The following is an 18,662-nucleotide window of genomic DNA, read 5'->3' as shown; positions in this document are numbered from 1 at the left end:
CGCGACCTGCAGACCCGCATGCCTTGTTGTCAAGCATCTCTATGTTCGGTCAGCTAGGTATCCCCCCGGCGATGGCCCTTGAGACAACCGTCACCGCTGACCCTCCACCTCTACCCTCGGTTCACATCACCAGAGCTTCCGTCTTTTCAAGTCTCGCGCGCGAGTTTGATTCGCACTCCGTGGTGGCGGTGGTAGGATACCCCGAGTCTGGGAAAACCATTGCAGTCGCAGAATTCGCTACAGAGTATCAAGGCACCGTCTTTTGGTTTACGGTACCAAGTTCCGAAGCGAACCCCGAAGCCTGGTACCTGCTGTTTTGTTACGCACTCGCGCAGTTCCTGGGAAGTCCCTCTTTTGCTCCGACAGACTTGCGATCGTCCCTGCTAAGTAGAAAGCTCCCAACTCTGATCGTTATTGATGATGCGCAATACTGTCACTCGCTCGACATACTGAGTTTCGTCTTCCAAGGTGCCGACTCGTCACCCTCCGTATGGCTACTGTTGCTTGGAGTAGATGCGCCCCAATTTCGCACGGCAGTCAGGCAACGAGCACTACCAGAGTGGCGTATCCCAGGCCTCGCCGCGAACGAAACTGAATCGCTCTTTGAGCAGTTAGGCGGGGAGCTCACTCCCGAGCAGCTTACCGCATTAGAGGCTCTCCGAATAAGAACAGACGGCCATCTCGGAATGCTACGTTTAAGTCATGCCACAATTCGTGCAATTGCCACTTCCGAGAATGCAAGCACGTTTATAGAAAATCTAGAGATAGGCCTCGGCGCGAGCCTAGAGGCACTTCAAGGAGGGATGACGGAGAGACTTAGAGCTTCATTGGATGCTATGGCGGTTGAACTGTGTCGCAGGCTCTCCGTCGCGATCAGGCCATTTAATAGGAATACCGGGCTGTCAGTTGCGGAGCTAGATCCTCCAATTGAGGAGTTTCCCGCACACTGGAACAAGTGCGCTCTCGGAGTGTTTGAACATCAACCCCGGAGCCGCTACGCACTTCCTGACATCTATCGCCATGCGTTTGGCAGCGAGTTGTCAACTCAGGCGACAAAGGCACTTCATAGATGCATTGCCGACGGCTTGGTGAACGAGAGCGGCGCGCGCAACGTTTTCGACGTCGAAGCACATGTGACGCATTTATTGCTTGCAGGTGATAAAGTAGAGGCGCTGAATGCCGCAACTTACTATCTTGCACTGGCTGAAGGACCAGCAGAAAAGGCCGTGAAGCTGTTTTTCATCAATCGCTTCTCGACGCTTTTGAACGATGTTGTAAACGATGATTCCATAGCCCTTGATGGACGTATTCGATGGTTTGCGATCGCTACACGCATATTCTCTGAACTCCACCTAAGAACTGATGAGTTGGATGCCGCGTCTCAACTTGAGCGGTTGCTCGCGCTAGATGTGGAGCCAATCGATCGTCATACCTTGCAGCTGGGCTGGGCCGTCGTGCTGATGCATGCATCGCGCCATGGAATTCCAAGGAAAGCAATGGAGGCGGCCAGCCATCTTGAAGATGATGAGCTGGAGGGGTCGGGCATCCCTCCACTTCGATTCAGGGAATATCTGATACTCACTTCCTTCTTGAATGGAAAATCGAATCCGTTAGATCATCTAAAGAGCCTCTTGAGAAAGGCGGACAGCCAAGTCGAATCTCAATATTGGGACGAGTTGCTTGGCTACGATTTGTGGCGTTCAGTGGCGTTGTGCATTTTCAACGACATAGCGAATAAAAATGCCATCGATCCGCCAGCAGCTAGGCGGGCTTGTGATGTAGTCGGCTCATTAGTCACGCTTGCGAACGAGAACAGCGAGCCCGAGGTCGGAGTAATTTTAGGGGCCCTGATGGTCAGCTTGCAGATCGATATTCTTCGAGTGCCAGGCGACTCGCGATCGACTGCGGAGCGCATTAAATCCGCATATACTCTTGGGGATGCAAAAATTAGTGCATACGTCCACGATACACTCGGTGATGCCCTTCGATGTGATGGTGCATTCGTAGACGCCGAGGTTCAATATGAGATCGCACTACAGCTTTGGCCGGAGGATGTTGAATACGATCGCGCCGAATCCTATTTGATGCGTGCGATTTGTCAGGCGCGCCTGGGGGATTTTGAACAAGCTGCTCGTAATGCACAGTTGGCCGCAAAGTCACACCTTAAGAATGAATCGCATGCCGAACTGTCTGTAGCTCGCTGCTACCTTGAAGCAGCGGCGATGTATGTTCACGGCTCCAAGCATCCGAGGGCAGTGTACTTCTTGCGCCGCGCCCATGATGTTTTGATGAAGCATCGAAACGGGCCCGAATGGCCCGCTCTGGGGCAGATAGCCTGGGCCGTAGTGAATAAGATTTCTCCGGAATCGGGTGGGCCCGAACCTCCAGTACCCGGCTTTAGCTTGGGACTAAGGGACCTCGGCGGCGACGCGGAAGGGATGGTTCCCACGGCTCCGACCCTGATGTTGGCTCGCGCATACAGTGCAATTGGGTCACCCTACCGAGCCATAAAGATGTTTGAGGAAATACTCTCTGAATGCAACTCCGACGAGTTGAAAACTCAGGTCGCAACGCTGAGCTTAGAGTCCGCACTCGAGATATCAGATATTTCGCTTTCGGCACGATATGGTGCATACGCAAGTGAATGGCTTTCACAAGCTCCCGCAAATTCTCCACCGGGCCTTTATAGTTATGTTGTTGACTATCAGCTAGGTCGGGTAGTTCGAATCGCCTCTGCAGATCCGAATGAAGCAGAGGCCCTTGGAAACCTGGAGAAAGCTATAGAGGCGATTGATAGCACCGGTGTAAGGAATTCGCAAATCGAACTTGTGCGTAAGACTTATGAAGCATATTTCCACTCCCGAGAAGTTGGTGTTGACACGAAGCTCGACGAAGTATTCCGGCAAGCCATTGAATCGAATGCGATGTGGATTGCGCGCGAGATCGCTTGGTATTGGTGCTATAGGTTTGCAGTTTCAAAGTTGGTGTATGAAAGCCAATTCATCCAATGGCACTTTCGACTAAGCTGGCTAAACCTCCAAATAGCACCGACGGACACTTATTTTATTCGCGGATGTCTAGCACAGGAGATCCAAGTTCTAGATAAGCTCGATGAATCCGCTATTAGTGCACCTTTGAAGAAGTTGAGACAAACACTATCCCCGAACGATTGCACACCGCTAGAAGCAACTAAGGCGTTTGCAATTGAGCTGGCGAACATCTCGAGCAAGTTTGGCAATATCGGCGAGATCTGTGATGAAGTGTCGTACGCACTTCAGCGTTGTAGTGATCGAGAATGGCTGGCGAGGCCGCTTGATTCACTCTGCACTCGTCTGCTCGATTTGATCATACATCCAGGTGCTCACGAAGCCATCGAGGAGCTCGTGAATGAAATAGATCGAGTAAATGGGCTGTTGGATGATTGTGAGCAAACTTCACTTGCCGAAGCGCGAGAGAACCTTCAGCTCGTCCGATCTCTTGCTGAATCGATTCGGTCAGGTCAAGCCACTGAAGCGGGTTTCGTTTCAATGGTGAAGTTGCGGGACCGTATTTACCAGCTAAGTGCGAATTCTGCCGCTCAGTGTTACGTGATGTTGCGGCACTCGTCCGAGATAGGGCGACGGGATATTTTCTCCCTTGAGGATACGTGTCGCCTCCTGCTGACACCCCATGTAGACGCGTTGCTGGGCGATGGGCAGCTCTTTGAGTACATGAGAATTCGTCTCGCGACCTGTCAGCTTTGCGCGCGCAATTTGGACGCGCACCGCAGGTTACTGCGAGCAATCATGATCGTGGAGACCCAGAAGAAGCTGCACAGCCCAATTGCTAGGCAGGCCATTGAGGACGCTGCAGCATCAAAAAGCTCAGTCATTGCGGAGATTGTCGCAAATAATGCGGAGTTAGATCGCATCGAACAACTGGCAGCCGCCCAAGGGCTGAGGCAAGAAGTGTGGAGTTGCAGCATGGAGCGTGGAGGGACGCGCAAGATGACGGGTGCCACCTTATTGATTCAATGCGGCGATACCGGTGCTGAAGACATTTGGCTTCGACCATCGCTCGCAGACTTTAGAATCGCTGTAACGGCAGCTGGCTCGGTAACATCTACCACGAGCGCCGCCTTGGTGCTTAAGCCCGCGATGGCCGGATTGACTGTGGCCAAGCGACTCAACGACGAAGCAGCAATTGAAGAATTTGGCAACGTAATCGAGAGTATCCGGTCGCTCGGTCTGTACGAAGCGCAGCTGGCAGAGCAAGAGAGCTTTGAATTGCATGATCCACTTCAAAGTGGGCCTACTTCAGATGCACATAAACCGTTTCTGAAGCCAGAGGACGAGAAGGGAATTCAAGAGTACGTTGATTTGATAATGTCATCCACCGGATTCGGGCCTGATAGACGCGAGTTTGTCGAAGACGATGTTCGGAAGATTGCACAAATCGAGGATCTGCAGCGTTGCTATTGTGAGTATTTACAGCCGCTTCAGAACCTTTCCCACTTGAGCCATCCGGCGACCGCATACACTTTCAGGACGATGTATGTCGCCGCGTGCTCACTGTTGGGGTATGAGTTGAGTATTGAGGTCGATGATCTGGAGTCAACAGTTGCCGCGATGAAGTCAGTGCATTGCGACACCTGTCCGCATCGTCACCCTCGAGACGACTTTGCGGCCGAGGAGCATAGTTGAGATAGCGTCAGAGGAAATAGCGTTGATTGACGTTCCACGTGCAAGCATAACAAGCATTCTTCTACGCGAGAGTGATTCGCTCGCCGTGGCTGGGGCTATTCAGCTCAGATTATCAGTGCCGGTGCCGTAGAAGCATTTGACTTGCCGCCCGCTCTTCCTGGCTATCTGGCGGGTGATTTTATTGACGACGGCCTCGTCGACGAAGGCGATTACCTCGAGTGGAAAGAAGCTACGGATCTCGAATCAGCTTCTGGGCGGAGGGAAACCTGGATGGCAGTGTCAATCTCGCCGACTTGCTCCGCCAGGCGAGACAACTTCAGAAGTAGTAGCTCCGGGTTAACAACGAATGCGACTGTCCCTGAACCATCTTCGGCGGTCTTGCTAGTAGCGTCGAGCGTGGTGGTTCTTGGACGGAAGCTCCGCTGGCGCTTCGACCGATCATGCTGTCGGCAACAAGAAAACCAGGCCGGGAGATCCCGACCTGGGGTCGCCCCGAAGGGCTTGCCACTAGTTAGCGGCGTCCGGGTAGTTTGTCGCCATCCAGCTTTGCAGGGAGGCGACAAGTCCGGCAAGCTCAGCGAGGTGCCTTGCACCGTAGCTGTTTGAGTCCTTGAACGAATCGCCTGACTTGTAGGATCGGCTGATGATCGCAGATGGGAACTCATTCCCTTCCTTGGTTTTGTTCAAGAAGACGCTGCACGAAACCGCTCCAACTCGAATGCGATGAACTGGCTTGTTTGCTGTCTTTGTTTCATTTTTCTTCTTCATGTTTTTCTCCATAAGGTTAAAGGTAAATTGCGTTTCCGCACCCTGCGAATGAAACGCGAGTTACCGCCGTTGGAGGGGGCCACGCCTTGGAAGGCAAAAGAGATCGCTACGCTTGCCGAGGGCAACGCAAGTGACAGGCCAAAGGCCTGGCGTGAAGCTTGCCGCAAGCTCGGAGCACCTTGCCGACGGCTGTGGCCTGCATAATGAAGATAGGAAAATGTAACGGGCAACTAAGCCGGTCATGCTGCAAGCGGGGAGTGATGGTAACTCGGGGGCGTCTTGTCCAACTGAAGGGGTATCTGCATCGCTATCTATCAGGCGGTTCCAACAGGCGAAGTTCCGTAGGGGCAAAATACGGTAGGCGCTTCGCTTGCTGACCAAGTCCGAATACTGCAAAGGCTGGGGAGAATACTGACGAGACGCTCTTGCTGAAAGCCTCGGGGGCGATGCAGGTGGTGTCTCCCATTGGACTTTTCTATGCCCAGAGAAGGTGGGAAGGAATTAGTTGCTTAGCGACCTCAAAGTGGTACTATCTGGGGTGGCTCCTTTTTGGCTTTCGACCGACTGCATGACAGGCGGTGGAAAGCCCAATGCGATGCACGCAAGGCATGTGGGTTTTGAATTGGTTTTTGCGTGGAGGTTTGCAGGTGAAAGGAGCCGACAATGGCTACCCAAACGAAGAGTCGGGTTGAGAGGAATGGAGTAAGTGACAGTAGCAAAAAGCAGCGTCCCGTATGGACGAAAAAAGGCTTTCCGCTAACAGTAGCTGTGTTCGAGTTTCCCAGCGAGAACGGTCCGCCAAACTTCAGCGTGAAGCTGACTCGCTCGTTTAAGCGAGACGAGAACTCAGAATGGGAAAATACGGAGTACCTCGGAGGCGGTGACTGTTTGCGGGCGGCAAAGCTTTTTGAAGCGGCGGATGCTTTCATCCAATCGCGAATGGAAGCGGACTACCGCTCGCGAAAAGGGGATATCGATAGCTTCTAGGAAGCGATCGTATTCATGTAGTTAGCGCGACGATGTTTTCGCCCCTCGATACAACGTGCATCGCTGGGGCTCTTTTGTCCGGTCGAGTATGTGGTCAAAACCAAAGCCTATCGAAAACCAAAGAGGCAGCATCGATCACGATGACTGCCTATCTTCGCTCGCTGTATCCGCAAACGAGTACCTCAGGAGAGGCTGGTCTTTGATCCCGCTTCTTGGAAAACAACCGTCCATTCCGTCCTGGAAGGAATATCAAACGAGACTCCCTGACTCAAACGAAGTAGCAGCATGGTTTTCGAATGCTGTGCGTCCGCCGAGTGGAATAGGTGTGGTGACCGGTAGGCTCTCGGGGATCGTGGTCGTGGACTGCGACTCAGAAGGTGACGCCGATTTCTGGTCTAAGAACTTTCCAAGCTCGCCGCTTGTTGCACTGACTGGTGGCGGGGGAGTTCATTTCTACTACGCCATGCCCGAAGAGGGAGAGGTTCGCAATCGAACGGGTGTGCTTAAAAGAAAGGTTGATATACGGGGTGAAGGGGGTTATGCCACAGCTCCGCCGTCAGGTCATCCAAGCGGCAGAAAGTACCTTTGGCAGGCCTACGATACGAACACGATACTTCCATGCTTCGATGCTGCGTGGATCGCAGAGAAAGCGAGCGAATCAAGGTTGCGTGGACGGAAGCTTGTTGGGAGCGTTAGAAACGCTATCGCCTACATTGGAAAGATTCATGCCATTGGGGGCGAGGGTGGGCACAACGCCACCTTCAGGGCAGCTTGTAAGCTGCGGGATGCGGGTCTCTCCAAAGAGGAATCACTAGCGATACTATCCGATTGGAACGAAACCAATGCCTCCCCGCCTTGGTCTGCAAAAGAACTCGAGCACAAGATCTGCTCGGCCTTCGATTCGTTGCGGTGAGAGTGCTCGCGTCGCCTAAGACGGCTCGGTGCCAGGCGACGTTCGCCAGTTATCGAGCCGAAGTGCGTAGCCCAAAGCGCTGATACGCGAGAAGTGGTCCGTATTACCGGTGACAAGCGTCAGGTTATGTTCGATCGCGATGGCGGCAATCATTGGATCAGCCCGTCCGATGACTTGCCCAGAGCTCTGCAAGTCCGCATCGATGAGCCCCGCGAGGTCAGCGACAGCTCTTGAGAAGGGTAAAACTTCGACGTGATCGAGCCGTTCCCGAAATGCATCCAGAAGGTCCAGCTTACGAGCTCTCTTGTATCCGCAAACGACTTCCATCACCGTGATGCACGAAATGGTGTAGTGACCAAATTCGCTGCGATAGGCCGTAGCGCGAGAGGCGACTACGGGATCCCGGTTCTTGAGAATCTCCGACAGAATGTCCGTATCCAAGAGAGACTTAGTCACAGACCGTTCTCAATGGCCGGGCTTCGCGAGCGTGCATGGCCGAGTCTTCGATGAAGGTTGCAAGCTCAGGGTCGTGCGATAAGAGCCCAAGGAGGGGGTCATCATTAGAGGTGCCGTTGACTGGCATCTCCGGGAAAGACGAGCCTGCCAGCGTGTGTTCCACCGCTTCGAGCACAAAGTCGTGGGCGGATTTCGCCTGTGCTTTGGCTGCCAGAGATACTTTCTCGGCTAAGGGTTCGGGGATTTCGATGTGAATGACCATGGTATGCTCCTTCCTTAAGTGTACGTCAGAGCCGGATCGGGCGTCAAGTTTTACCGCTAAAGGTGGAGTACTCATTCTGTGCCTCTATCGTCTATACGGCCTCTAGGAGAGCTAACGCTCAGCCTGAGGCGGGTGCAACGAAGATAGGCTCTGGCGTCCCTGATTTCGTGTCGAAGGAACTTTCCCACGTCGGGAACCGTTAGGAGGGTTCCAAAGGCGTTGAGCTTGGCTTCGATTTCAAGCAGGTTGGTGTGCTCATCGCAGGAGAGTTGTTCTGCAACGATGCCGCAACGCAGGCGGTGGTACTCCTTGGCCAAAACATGGATGCGATCAGCGATCCGCCCCGCTAGCGGGGCTGTGTCGTGTCGTAAACGGTCTAATGTTGTCATTTGCCGCCCTCCTGAGAGTCGGTGGCTTGAAGCAGCACCTTCTTCTGAAGTTCCGACAGTTCTCCGGAGACTAGATCAGTCACGTTCTTCCATAGCTCTCGTATCTGGGCGTTTGATGTGCTGAGCCACACGGTGTCGAGTAGCGATTCTTGCTCCCCACGAAGCTTAAGAATCTGTTGACCGAGGAAGTCTTTGAGAAGTAGAGTCCGTTCTGCTGCCTCTTGACGAGTATCAACGGCCTGCTGCCATAGTGCGGCGTCATCTCGTGAACCGTAATAAGTTCTACTCGGCGTCGCTCCGTGCTTCGTAGCGATCGCGGCAAGTTCGCTCTGGATGTTATCGATGTCGGTTTCCAATGCCTTCTGCTTCTCTTGCAGGTTCCTCAATCTAGCGACAGTGTCTGTACCTCCAAGCAGCTCGATCGCGAGCTCTCGGGCTTCCTTGGCTATGCGCTCCAAGTACTGCGGGTCGTGCTTGGCGACGAGTTCTTTAATGGCACGCTCGATCTTTTGTGCGATGCGTTCTTTCCAGTGCGTTTTCTCTGCTACGGTGATGCTCATTGTATTCTCCATGATTACGTAAATGTTGTAAGCCGAAACTCGGCTCTGTGACCGCCCCGCACGGCAAGTCAAGGTGGAGGCTTTGCTGTAAGCAAAGCAGCGAGCGAGCAAACGGTTTGCGCTTTAGGCGAGCAGACCTTGAATGCCGTGCTACCATCCAAAAGAGCCGAGTGAGTCTGACGGCCAGAGTCAATGACGAGTGCTATCACGCTATCGCGAAGGTTCCTGCATTTCTGCGAACTGACTGCGTGTGCTAAGATGAGCCAACTGAAATAGAGGGTAATGTTCCGCAAGAAAGGGAGTAAACCATGGTCGTGATGAGTCGCGAAGTCGGACAAAGCATCCGCATCGAGATCGCTGGGCACGGCGAGGCCGTGGTGGCGATTCATCGGATCGTAGGAGATCGAGTTGAGTTTTCCCTGGAGGTGCCGAGCACAGCTCCGGTGTGTCGAGGTGAAGTCTTGGATGCTCCACACGGAGCTGAGGATAGGGATAAGGCTTCAGTCGCACCAGTGGAAGTCGCCATCAGAGTCGAGTAAGTACTCCCAGCGACTGCGTGCCCGGTCGGGCAATTCTTTGGCCAGGGCAATCCGGGTGAGCAGATGATCTAGCACGCCTAAGGTCGCGCGGACGAGTTGCGGCAGCGATGGCAGCGGCTGATGGAAACGGATGGGGAACGCATTCAGCCGAACGTAGGATTTACCGTTAAGCTTTAGAATCCCTTGCGATATCTCCCGATCCGGCCCATAGAAAGCACCGCCTATACCCAATGTACACGATTGACCTTCACGGTGGCTTCGGTAGGATACACGCCAGGGCCAGAGGGTGTTGATCGAGCTTCAACACAGAAAGAAGGCGTTGATGATACGTCCAATATTCTTAGCGGCCATTCTTGCCGCCAGTACGCTCGCCGCCGAAACACCACAGGCACCCACGGTTGACTCTAGCGGCATTCCCCTGAAGGACGTATGGGCCCTAGATATGCCCGGAACACGGGATGTTCGGGAACTGGAAAAGGACCTTTGGAAACAATCCTTTTCGCAGAGCTTCTTAGAAGAATCCTTGTCCATTAAGGTGCAACGAATTCTCACAAAGAGGCTGAAACCAGATGAACAGGCTCCCCCCGCATTCCTCGTGGAGAGAACGGGATTGTCTGCCTTGCGGCAAGTGGTGGAGCAGCTGGAGCTCTACGAGAAGGATCCCCGTGGCAAACGTCCGGCCGTAGCGGAAGTGCCCGCTCATAAGGAGCTCTCGCTTGTGTTTTTCTCCTATGCCCGTGGTCGTTATGTAGAGCTTGATCGCGTGTTAAAGAGCGAGAATCGCATTCGCATCGATTACCATTACGTGGCTCATCAATCAACTGACGTAACAAGTCATTTCGCCATTATCCCTGTGGGCAAGCTCGAAGCGGGTACTGGAAAAGTGCTTATCGAGAGATTGCCTCCTGTTCACCAGGATGGAGAACGGGTAACGGTACTTAATGACGGCCACAAGAGCGTGTGCTCGTCATTCACGTTCGAGGTAAAAGAAGATGTCGATCGCGATTGAAGATACCGAAGACCAAGGGGAGCTACTCCGCATGCGTCCCCATCTGCTGCTCGCGATCCTGTGGGTAACGTCGATCTGTGCCGCCGGAGAGCGGCAGACAGAAGAGGGGGGCCACGCCATCCCCATCAGTAAGGTGTTTGCGCTGGGCATGCCAGGGACGAGCGATCTCGACGAACTCCTCTCCAAGTCCGCCGAAAAGATGGGTAGGAAGCCGTTCCTGGCGGAGCGAATAACCAGAGCGCTCACTGCTCGACCAAATGGGCCGATGCAATCGCTCGTGGTGTCGGGACCACCCGAGCTCGCTGCGGCGCGGGCATTCACCGCCTTGCAGAAGGCGGACGGGCTATTCGATAAGAAGTCGACGGTGTTTGGGACGGAAGTGCAGTTGGTCTTCTGCCGGTTTGTCAGCAGCTACGAGGCCGAAATCGTGAGCGTGACGCAGAAAGGAAGGGAGACTTTCGTGGAATACCGGTTCGTGCCATCTTCCGATCCGCAGGCCACGGTCGATTTTGCCTTGATCCCGCTGGGGGATTTACCGGCGGGCGAGTATTCCGTGAAGTTCCAGCAACTGCCGCTAGAGCCCAAATACGTGAAACAGGGATTCGTTCCGGTGGAAAAATCCGTCTCGGAAAGACTGGTGCCGGGGGATACCATCTTTGAGGTGGCTGCAACTGTGGATGGGGACACCGGTCAACCGGTCCTCACTCCCACGCTGGGAGCTGCCGGAGATGAAGGTCTCGTTGCACTCGACGAGGTCTGGGCGCTGGATATGCCCCGAACCCGGGATGTCCGGGAGCTTGATCCAGCAAGCTTCGGCCGCACCCCACGGGACTTGGCGGAAGAGCAACGCATAGAAGTAGCGAGGCGATATCGCAGCTCCAGTGTGGTCGCCATAAAGAACGCCTTGAATAACGGACCGTTGAGAGAAAGTAATACGCCCCAGGCGTTTGCCGTAACTGGTACCGGAAAGACGGCGCTGGAGAACTTCGAACGCATCGCCAGTGGACAATGCGACGTTCCAGAGACCGTGCCGGCAGATCAATCGATCAGCGTGATCTTCTACTCGCTACCAAGTGGCTATTACGTGCATCTAGATCGAGTGCAGCAAGTGGGGCCTGCGAATATAGAGATTACATATCGACTCGTTCCCCATATGTCTCGAGCATCGTCAGTGCACTTCGCGATCATTCCAATCCATGTCAAGGGAGATGCAGAGCAGCTAGTGGTCTCGGTGAAGCCTCCCGTGCATGACAAACTGTTCTCGCAATGGGGTCTACCTCCGGCGACGAGAGCTGAGGTAAAAGCTACGGTCTCCCAGTCGAATACAATGCCTTTCGAGCTACCGGAGTGAGCACGTAGCGGCCCCTGCGGCGGTCGTTGACTTTTGTCTCGGTCCTCGTCGATGGCGTCTTAGTCCAGCTGGATAACCACGAAGTCGCGAATTCCCTCAACGGTGCAATCATTCGCCGACCAACACCGATCGCGAATGCCAACCAAGTTTCAGAACGCGGCCGCTAAGCCGCTGACCCTGCCCACCAACAGCCCAACGAAAAGAAACAACTCATAGAGCAGGTCCCGCAGGCAGGGTACCGCGATCGCGTCTTCGCTGAGGGTGCCGTCGCATTCAACAGTTCAGCCCACCACGTAGGCAGGTTGCTCTTTACTTAAGATTACCAGTCGAGTGCGAACGCCTGTCTCCCGAAACGCGTCGCGGCCCTGGAAGGCGTCTTCCGGCAGCTGTTCTATCTCGCCGCCTATTTCATCAAGCCACTGGCGAAATTCCGTACTCTGTTTGTCGGAGCGAAAGAACGGACCTTCCGAGATGACAGAGACAAGTCGTCCGCCAGGTGCCAAGAGCGAATAGGCATGCTGAATGTGAGCCATGTCAGCACCTTGCTCAAACGGCGGATTCATTAGGATCCGATCGTAGTCGCCGTTATGCTCAAGGAAGTCTCCAAACGCAACCTCGTGTCCTTTGGCGGACAGCACGTCCGATAGCGTTCGATTCCATTCGATCGCGTAAAGCGTCGCTTCAGGGCATGCGTCTTTGATGGCGTCCAGGATATCTCCCTTGCCGCACGATGGCTCAAGAACTCGATGCTCGGCGTCGATTGCCGCCAGCTCAAGCATTTGCTCAATGATGGGTCGCGGGGTTGGAAAAAAGCCGGGCAGCTTCTTCCCGATAAGCTCTCGCTCTGCGATGAGAATGGGTGAGTCTCCGCGGGCCTCGCCGCGATGTCCGAGGTACTCCCGAAGGGCAGCTCTGAGCTCATGGATATCAGCAATTCCTGCCCGCTGAAGCCGGTTGTATTCTTCGATGGACTGCGTGGCACGTTCAACATTTAGACCTGCTGCCTTCGCCCGATCGATGAAATCAAAGACGGACGTGATATCGTGCTCTGCCTTAAAGGTGATGTAGTCCTCCTTCTCGTAGGAGAGTCGCTTTTGCATCTTCTGAGCGGCCTGTTTCATGCCGCTTTTGTTCAGTCCGGCCGTGACAAGCTCTTGGAGCGTGCGTTTGTAGAAATGTGGGTAGGGGTACTCAGCAATTCGTACCGTCGCGAGCCCCATAGGCTCGTTCTCGATGCGGTCACGGCGGCGGCCGTGCTCATAGGTACTTTCACCAGCGTCTCTCTTGTGGGCCCGCACTCGCTCCCACTTGGCCCGGCGAAGAATCGCGTCTAGCGTTTCGGCGTGCGTCTTGTGCCGGATCCCATCGAGGTACTGTGCCTCGCCGCGAGAGAGGGCTTCTGCAATCGAGTGAAGCGTGCGTGCCATGGCCTGGTCCGAGTAGGCTCGCCCCCGGACGCCTGCCTGGATATCTGCACGCCTGGCCGTATTCTGCAGGGACTCGTTGCTCCGCTCGATGGTCTCTTCTGCCCGGGCACAAAGCTCGGTAGCGAGCTCATGCAGCCGCTCTGCGGCCGTAAGCTCCCTTCGTTCCCGCCTTGCCTCCACCACCTCGGTGCGGTCGGCGTCCCCCTCCAGTAGCGAGCAGAACTTATCTGCGTTGTCTTTATCCAGAAACTGGAAGCCAGCGTCCGATTTCTTGAAGCTCGAATACCAGCCCGCGAGCATTTTGGCCTTACGGTTGAGCTCGTTAAATGCGTCTCGCTCGACGCGGGTCTCAAGCTGCACGATCCAGAGAGGACATTGGCGTTTGTCGTGGAATCCCTCCTTCATCTGGAAGCTGATTCCTTGCAGATCCTCGCTCTGAAATCTGGCGACGGTGGCAGGGAGCGCGCTCGCTCGTCTTTCCCGAGTGACATCAGCGTGCATGGCGTCGTAGCGGGCCAGCTGCTCATCGCTTAGTGCGTCCTCTCCTTTGTCGAGGATAAAGGTGCGAAACTCTGCGAACGTCTCAGGATTAGTGAGTGCCTTCTCCTGTGCTAGGGACTCTTCCTGCCACTTCTCAAAAGTTCGGGCGTACTGGCCAGCGTCTAGGGCTCGTACCTTCTTGGTGATAGCCTCCTCGTAGGTCTCGCCACCAAGTGGCTGATACGTGACGGATCCATCCAGCAGAAATGCGGAGAGCATCTTCTGGACGATGTGGGCGGCGTTCTCCTCCTTCGTGGAGCGTTTGGCGTGCCACGATCCGAAGCGGGAAGCAAGGACAGCCATCTCCTTCGCTTTGTAGCGGGACATGAGCTCTTGCTTCAGGGAATCTCGACTCTTAAGCAGTCGCTCAAACTGATGGCGGTAGTCATCAAAGGTGATGCCGCCGCGTCGAAACTCGCCATGAAACTTCTTGAAGTCCTCAAACGTGTAGGGCACAAGGTCTGCGGGTGGCGGCGTGGCCATAGCGGTGGAAGCGGCAGAGGTCGCGACCGGAGTCAAAATGGCCTCAAGCCAGTCCCTTACTGCGTTTCGCTCACCGAGGCCTCGCTCAAAGACTTCCCGAATGTGTTTCTGAGTGAAGCCGCATCGCGTGGCAAACTCGGCGACGGTCTGCTTGTGTTTGGTGAAGAGCCTTCGAACCTCTGAGCCCGAGAGAGTATCGGGGCAGTGAGAGAGGGTGAGTTCGGCCGCGGTGCCGGGTAAGTCCAGGACGGAAACCCGAGGATCGCCAAATCGCGGCTCCACGACATGCATCTTCCCAGCATCCCTTAGCTCCTTAAGCACCTTGTGAACAGGATTCAGAAGCGGGTTGCTCGCGTCAAAGCCCGTGCACCCAAATTGATGTCGCAGCTCACTGGTGGAGAACTCTCGCCCCGCGTGCTGGCTTAGAAAATCAAGAAGTAGAGCAGTTGTTACCGGAACGCTCGGCGGCGAAACGCGGTCTGCCTCTGTAAGCTCGCCAGCGTGCCTGCTATTGACCGCTGCGATGACTTTAGAAAGGGACTGACCTTTTGGGGGTCGTGCTGGCTCGGGCTCACTAGCGGGATAAATTCGCCCTACATGAAACCAGCCTCCTTTTGCAAGCGTTTCATCCCAAGCGACTCGAGCTTCCTGCCGGGCGTGACTAATCCCGATTACCTCCCCGACATGCAAGTTGCCTTCCGAGATGTAGACTTCGACGGTATCGCCCCGTTTAATGACAAACCGATGGGCTGGTCCATCGATGTCATCCACAACGCGATCGACGGTGATCGTGTCGTGGTCGTGAAGGAGCTTGGCATCCGGCCAGTCGTAGTGGGTCGTAGCTTCAGGATAGACAATCTGCCGGTCTGGACGGACTAGCGACAGCGGCTTGCTGCCAGCCTGGTCAGCCGGTGGCGGCTCGGAAGTAGTTTCCGCGACATGCTGCACTTCGTTATTGGCTGGGCGATCAAAATCAATCGTTCGTTGTATGTAGATCATAGAGTTTCTCTTATCCATGTTTGTTCCTTGTGGTTATAAAATGCGGTCGCACTTCGACCGTAACCGGGCACCAGACACGGCAGGTCAAGGTGGAGTCTTTGCGGACGCTCGGAGCGGACGCGAAGCAAAGCAGCAGCAAACTGGGCTAAGAAACCGCGAAGTTTGCGGACCTTGACGCCGTGGTATGATGAAAGAAAGTCGAAGAAGAAGTCTTCAGTCGACCTATAACCACTCAAGAAGCGTTGTTCGTTGCGAGTTTACTACGAAGGCGATCGCTACTCAAATCGACTGGGATGTGTGTCGGTTGAGGAAAGACACGAGGTATGCAGTCCAGCGGTTGACGAAGCCAGCAAGATGGCTAGTGGTAGAACCAATTGGCGGTGTCGATGTAGCGATCATCGGACGACCACCCGCACTTTCTAGCGTCTCGCATGGCATGCCCTTATAAGGGAAAAATCAGCCGCGTAGGTCTCCGTTATCGAACCGTCAGATGTCGGTTAGGGCCCAGAGTCTTACGCGACTGAAAGCGTTCGGAACGCAATCATACTTGATGAAGAACCAGCTCGAAAGTTAGCCTAAGATCGGACAGTTCTTCCGTATGGTCTGACCAAAGCGACGTCTTGGGCCTTCTTCCACCGACCTAGAGTGCGTCACGAATAGTACCCAGGGCACTTTCGGTCAGACGTCGCCGCGGCATGGAAAATCGGACAAGAGCATCGTCGTAAGTCGTTGCAACGACGCCGCGAGACTCTAAGGTTTTCCTCAAATCTTCGTGACTAGAACCGTACTCGCCTGGTGGACGCAGTAGCAGAATTCCTGATCGCATCGACTGGACAGGGAGAATCCTTTGCCACCCAGCCCGTTCGGCCAGCAATCCTACCTTCTCGCCGTTCATCAATTGGACGGACAGGGCCTTGCCGCGTAGACGCGAGGGGGAGGCATCCACGGCGGCACCGTGTGCGGACAGCAAGCCTGAGAGATTGATCGTTTCTGTGGGGCCACTCAAGGCCGCATTCTCCAGCTGCGAAGTAAACCTTAAGAGGGGATCATCAACGATCCCCGCGGTCAACAGTTCGTTGATGACTGTTTTGATCATGGACCTTGACCGGGGGTGTCCATAGGCGGCCACCCCGAGCGGATAAAGACTCCGCAGCCATTTGTGCGTTCCGGCAAGATAAAAGTCACAGTCCATGTCCGCCAGATCGAGATCACCGTGAGCCAGATGCTGTGCACCATCAACCAAGACAAAACGCAGATCGCTCGACGCCTTCAAGCCAGTGGTGATTTTGTCGATCGGCAATTGGACGCCATCGTGGCTTACCGCCGGAAGAAAGAGACCCGACGCGTGAGACTTATGAAACGCTTCCACGACGGAGCAAACGACTGTCTCGACGGAGGCACCCTGAAGCACCAGGGCCCTGAGGTTCACCGTGACGAGGTTTCGTCCCAGCTGGGAGGCAACGTTTTGCAGTACCTCGCGATAGGCTGGCCAGGCGAGATCGACCGTCAGCACCGTGTCACAGTTTCGAAGTACCAAATAAGCCGCCAGCTCCATCAAAGCATGGGTGCGGCTAGTCAACATCACGGCGGAGTCACGCGGAGCACCAACGACTTGGCGAATCCGCCGCTTCAGCGATCGAACGCCACGCCAGCCCGCTAGGAAGGGAAACCGCCGCTTTAAAGCGGCCGACCAATCTCGCCCCCCATGGACTAATAGATCAGAGATGGCGGGGGGGCAACCGTGCTCGCCCGCAAAGCGTAGATAGTCTGTTTGGATCGCCCTCGCCGTGGGCGAGATTCTGCCCATTCTGGCGGTGTCGAGATAGACAGGCGCTGGCATGGTGAAGCGGCGAGGTCACGAATAGATGCATCGCTGTACACTATGTTAGGGTTTGTCATGCTCGCCGTCTAGTAGCGTGCGAAGGGGCGTCGCGTGCAACGTTAATCGTCGCCAGCGATCTTCCGCCAGTTTCACGGCTTCCGGATTGAATTCAAGCAAAAATTCGCGTGTACGGCAGTCGTCGTCCATGTCTTGCCTACCAACGGCTGAGTTTCCGTAGATGCCGAAATCCAGCGGCAGGTCGGGCTCGGCCGCGATGTCTGCTTCCAGACACAACAGTACCCACACCCCATGGTTGTACTGGTCCATGATCCAGGGGAGGACAATTTCATTGGGTAACAATTGTCCGGCGGGCCACAACTCAGCCGGGAGGATGAAGATGCGTTCAATGAGGACGCCACGATTCATGGCATCGTAGTTGGCACGGATACTTTGCCGACCGGGAGCGTCTTGCCAGTAGGAAGGGGATTTGACCCACGCAACAGACCGATAGAGCCGCAAGGACTTATCTTGAAGCAGATCGCGGTAGGCCGCCCGCCACGACTCTGTTTCGCGAAAGGTAATCTTGCCACGCGACACCAGCTCCAACTCGTTCCCCAAGGCTAAAAGCCTAGTAAGGACGGCGGCACGAAATACGGGGTCCGTTTGTTCCGCAAGAGCTAGAAACGCATTGCATATCCGACGCAATTCACCAGCTAGCTCCGGGTCATCCTGGAGCGCATCCACGACACGTGCGACGCCGCCCAAATCCGCCCGGCCCACGTCTCGGCGGGCCTGCTCGTCAAGCCAAGTGAACAACAGCCCTGCCAAGATGGAGACCAACACCCCCAGGACGGCGATCTGAACGGAGAGAGACGCCGATAGGCCAACGATCCCTGCGATGAGGGATCCTAGTAGGGAAATTCCCAACAATAGCGGGCTAGAGAAGATGCTGCGACGACGCGTCATGGGGTGACACTATAGCAAATTAGGCCCAATGGCAAGCAGAGGAGTTAGGACCCATTTGGCCTTTCTGTCAGGGCGTGTGGACTGAGGGATCGTGTCGTCGGAGCCGCCGCCCCGATACCGCATGTCACGCTAAGTCATTAACTGGCGCGACTTTGCAGCAATTGGCACTCCGGGAATCGAACCATCCGACACATTTGCCGAAAGCCTTCTGAGCTAGTTCAGACACCGCAAATGCGGCAGGGGGTGCGTGGTGCTCAGAAGGCCCGATGTTGCAGCGTACGAAGTCGTAGATTAGTCGGAGATGGGCAACGTGTCCCACTACTGCACATTCTGATACACCCGATTTATTGCAACTGAGAAATGCGACGCCCTCAGGAACTGGCAAGCAGGGAGGTGATATGCGGTGTACTTTAGGATCCGCCCGGCACCGTAGCCCAGCAACGGCTTCTGATGGGGACGCTATCGGCACCGCAGTGCCTCCAACAACCATGAGTCAATTCCACTGGATC

Annotated in this window: 13 protein-coding genes; 6 read left to right on the top strand and 7 right to left on the bottom strand. The window is 55.0% G+C overall.

Annotated features, from left to right (window positions below; all coding sequences use genetic code 11):
* Positions 1-71: 71 nt before the first annotated feature.
* The gene (locus SH292x_RS23120; protein WP_442483390.1) at positions 72-4,682 is read left to right on the top strand and encodes a hypothetical protein; all 4,611 of its coding nucleotides are present in this window, start codon (positions 72-74) and stop codon (positions 4,680-4,682) included.
* A 507-nt stretch (positions 4,683-5,189) separates the two neighbouring features.
* On the opposite strand, the gene SH292x_RS23115 is transcribed toward SH292x_RS23120, so the two are convergent.
* Positions 5,190-5,450, bottom strand: coding sequence for a hypothetical protein (locus tag SH292x_RS23115; protein ID WP_442483389.1), 261 nt, complete (start codon positions 5,448-5,450; stop codon positions 5,190-5,192).
* Between the two features lie 663 nt (positions 5,451-6,113).
* Between SH292x_RS23115 and SH292x_RS23110 the strand changes: the two genes are divergently transcribed.
* Positions 6,114-6,437 carry a hypothetical protein gene (locus tag SH292x_RS23110; RefSeq protein ID WP_442483388.1) on the top strand — a complete coding sequence of 108 codons (324 nt, stop codon included), beginning with the start codon at positions 6,114-6,116 and terminating at the stop codon, positions 6,435-6,437.
* 88 nt (positions 6,438-6,525) lie between these two features.
* Positions 6,526-7,350 carry a bifunctional DNA primase/polymerase gene (locus SH292x_RS23105; RefSeq protein WP_442483387.1) on the top strand — a complete coding sequence of 275 codons (825 nt, stop codon included), beginning with the start codon at positions 6,526-6,528 and terminating at the stop codon, positions 7,348-7,350.
* 15 nt (positions 7,351-7,365) lie between these two features.
* Here the strand turns inward: SH292x_RS23105 and SH292x_RS23100 are convergent, their stop codons facing one another.
* The 3 genes from SH292x_RS23100 to SH292x_RS23090 form a co-directional block, all read right to left on the bottom strand.
* Positions 7,366-7,806 (bottom strand): PIN domain-containing protein, encoded by a 441-nt coding sequence (locus tag SH292x_RS23100; RefSeq protein ID WP_442483386.1) that lies wholly within the window; start codon positions 7,804-7,806, stop codon positions 7,366-7,368.
* Positions 7,799-8,068, bottom strand: a complete 270-nt coding sequence (locus SH292x_RS23095) for a hypothetical protein (RefSeq protein WP_442483385.1) — start codon at positions 8,066-8,068, stop codon at positions 7,799-7,801. Before SH292x_RS23095 ends, SH292x_RS23100 begins: the two co-directional genes overlap by 8 nt.
* 385 nt (positions 8,069-8,453) lie before the next feature.
* A complete protein-coding gene (locus SH292x_RS23090) occupies positions 8,454-9,017 on the bottom strand; it encodes a hypothetical protein (RefSeq protein ID WP_442483384.1) in 564 nt (187 codons plus the stop codon).
* A 308-nt stretch (positions 9,018-9,325) separates the two neighbouring features.
* Between SH292x_RS23090 and SH292x_RS23085 the strand changes: the two genes are divergently transcribed.
* The 3 genes from SH292x_RS23085 to SH292x_RS23075 all read left to right on the top strand — a co-directional run bounded on the left by SH292x_RS23085 (position 9,326) and on the right by SH292x_RS23075 (position 11,916).
* Positions 9,326-9,556, top strand: coding sequence for a carbon storage regulator (locus SH292x_RS23085; protein WP_442483383.1), 231 nt, complete (start codon positions 9,326-9,328; stop codon positions 9,554-9,556).
* A 286-nt stretch (positions 9,557-9,842) separates the two neighbouring features.
* Positions 9,843-10,565 carry a hypothetical protein gene (locus tag SH292x_RS23080; protein ID WP_442483382.1) on the top strand — a complete coding sequence of 241 codons (723 nt, stop codon included), beginning with the start codon at positions 9,843-9,845 and terminating at the stop codon, positions 10,563-10,565.
* Positions 10,549-11,916 carry a hypothetical protein gene (locus tag SH292x_RS23075; protein ID WP_442483381.1) on the top strand — a complete coding sequence of 456 codons (1,368 nt, stop codon included), beginning with the start codon at positions 10,549-10,551 and terminating at the stop codon, positions 11,914-11,916. The genes SH292x_RS23080 and SH292x_RS23075 overlap by 17 nt, the downstream gene beginning before the upstream one ends.
* A 281-nt stretch (positions 11,917-12,197) precedes the next feature.
* Here the strand turns inward: SH292x_RS23075 and SH292x_RS23070 are convergent, their stop codons facing one another.
* The 3 genes from SH292x_RS23070 to SH292x_RS23060 all read right to left on the bottom strand — a co-directional run bounded on the left by SH292x_RS23070 (position 12,198) and on the right by SH292x_RS23060 (position 18,153).
* Positions 12,198-15,383: an HsdM family class I SAM-dependent methyltransferase gene (locus SH292x_RS23070; protein WP_442483380.1), complete on the bottom strand. Its 3,186-nt coding sequence runs from the start codon at positions 15,381-15,383 to the stop codon at positions 12,198-12,200.
* Between the two features lie 622 nt (positions 15,384-16,005).
* Positions 16,006-17,172 (bottom strand): aminotransferase class V-fold PLP-dependent enzyme, encoded by a 1,167-nt coding sequence (locus SH292x_RS23065; protein WP_442485882.1) that lies wholly within the window; start codon positions 17,170-17,172, stop codon positions 16,006-16,008.
* A 78-nt stretch (positions 17,173-17,250) separates the two neighbouring features.
* Positions 17,251-18,153 carry a hypothetical protein gene (locus SH292x_RS23060; protein ID WP_442483379.1) on the bottom strand — a complete coding sequence of 301 codons (903 nt, stop codon included), beginning with the start codon at positions 18,151-18,153 and terminating at the stop codon, positions 17,251-17,253.
* Positions 18,154-18,662: the final 509 nt, after the last annotated feature.

It is taken from the genome of Aeoliella fuhlenseeensis, from assembly GCF_052161615.1.
Taxonomy (GTDB): domain Bacteria; phylum Planctomycetota; class Planctomycetia; order Pirellulales; family Lacipirellulaceae; genus Aeoliella.
This window is presented reverse-complemented; position numbering and strand designations above follow the sequence as displayed.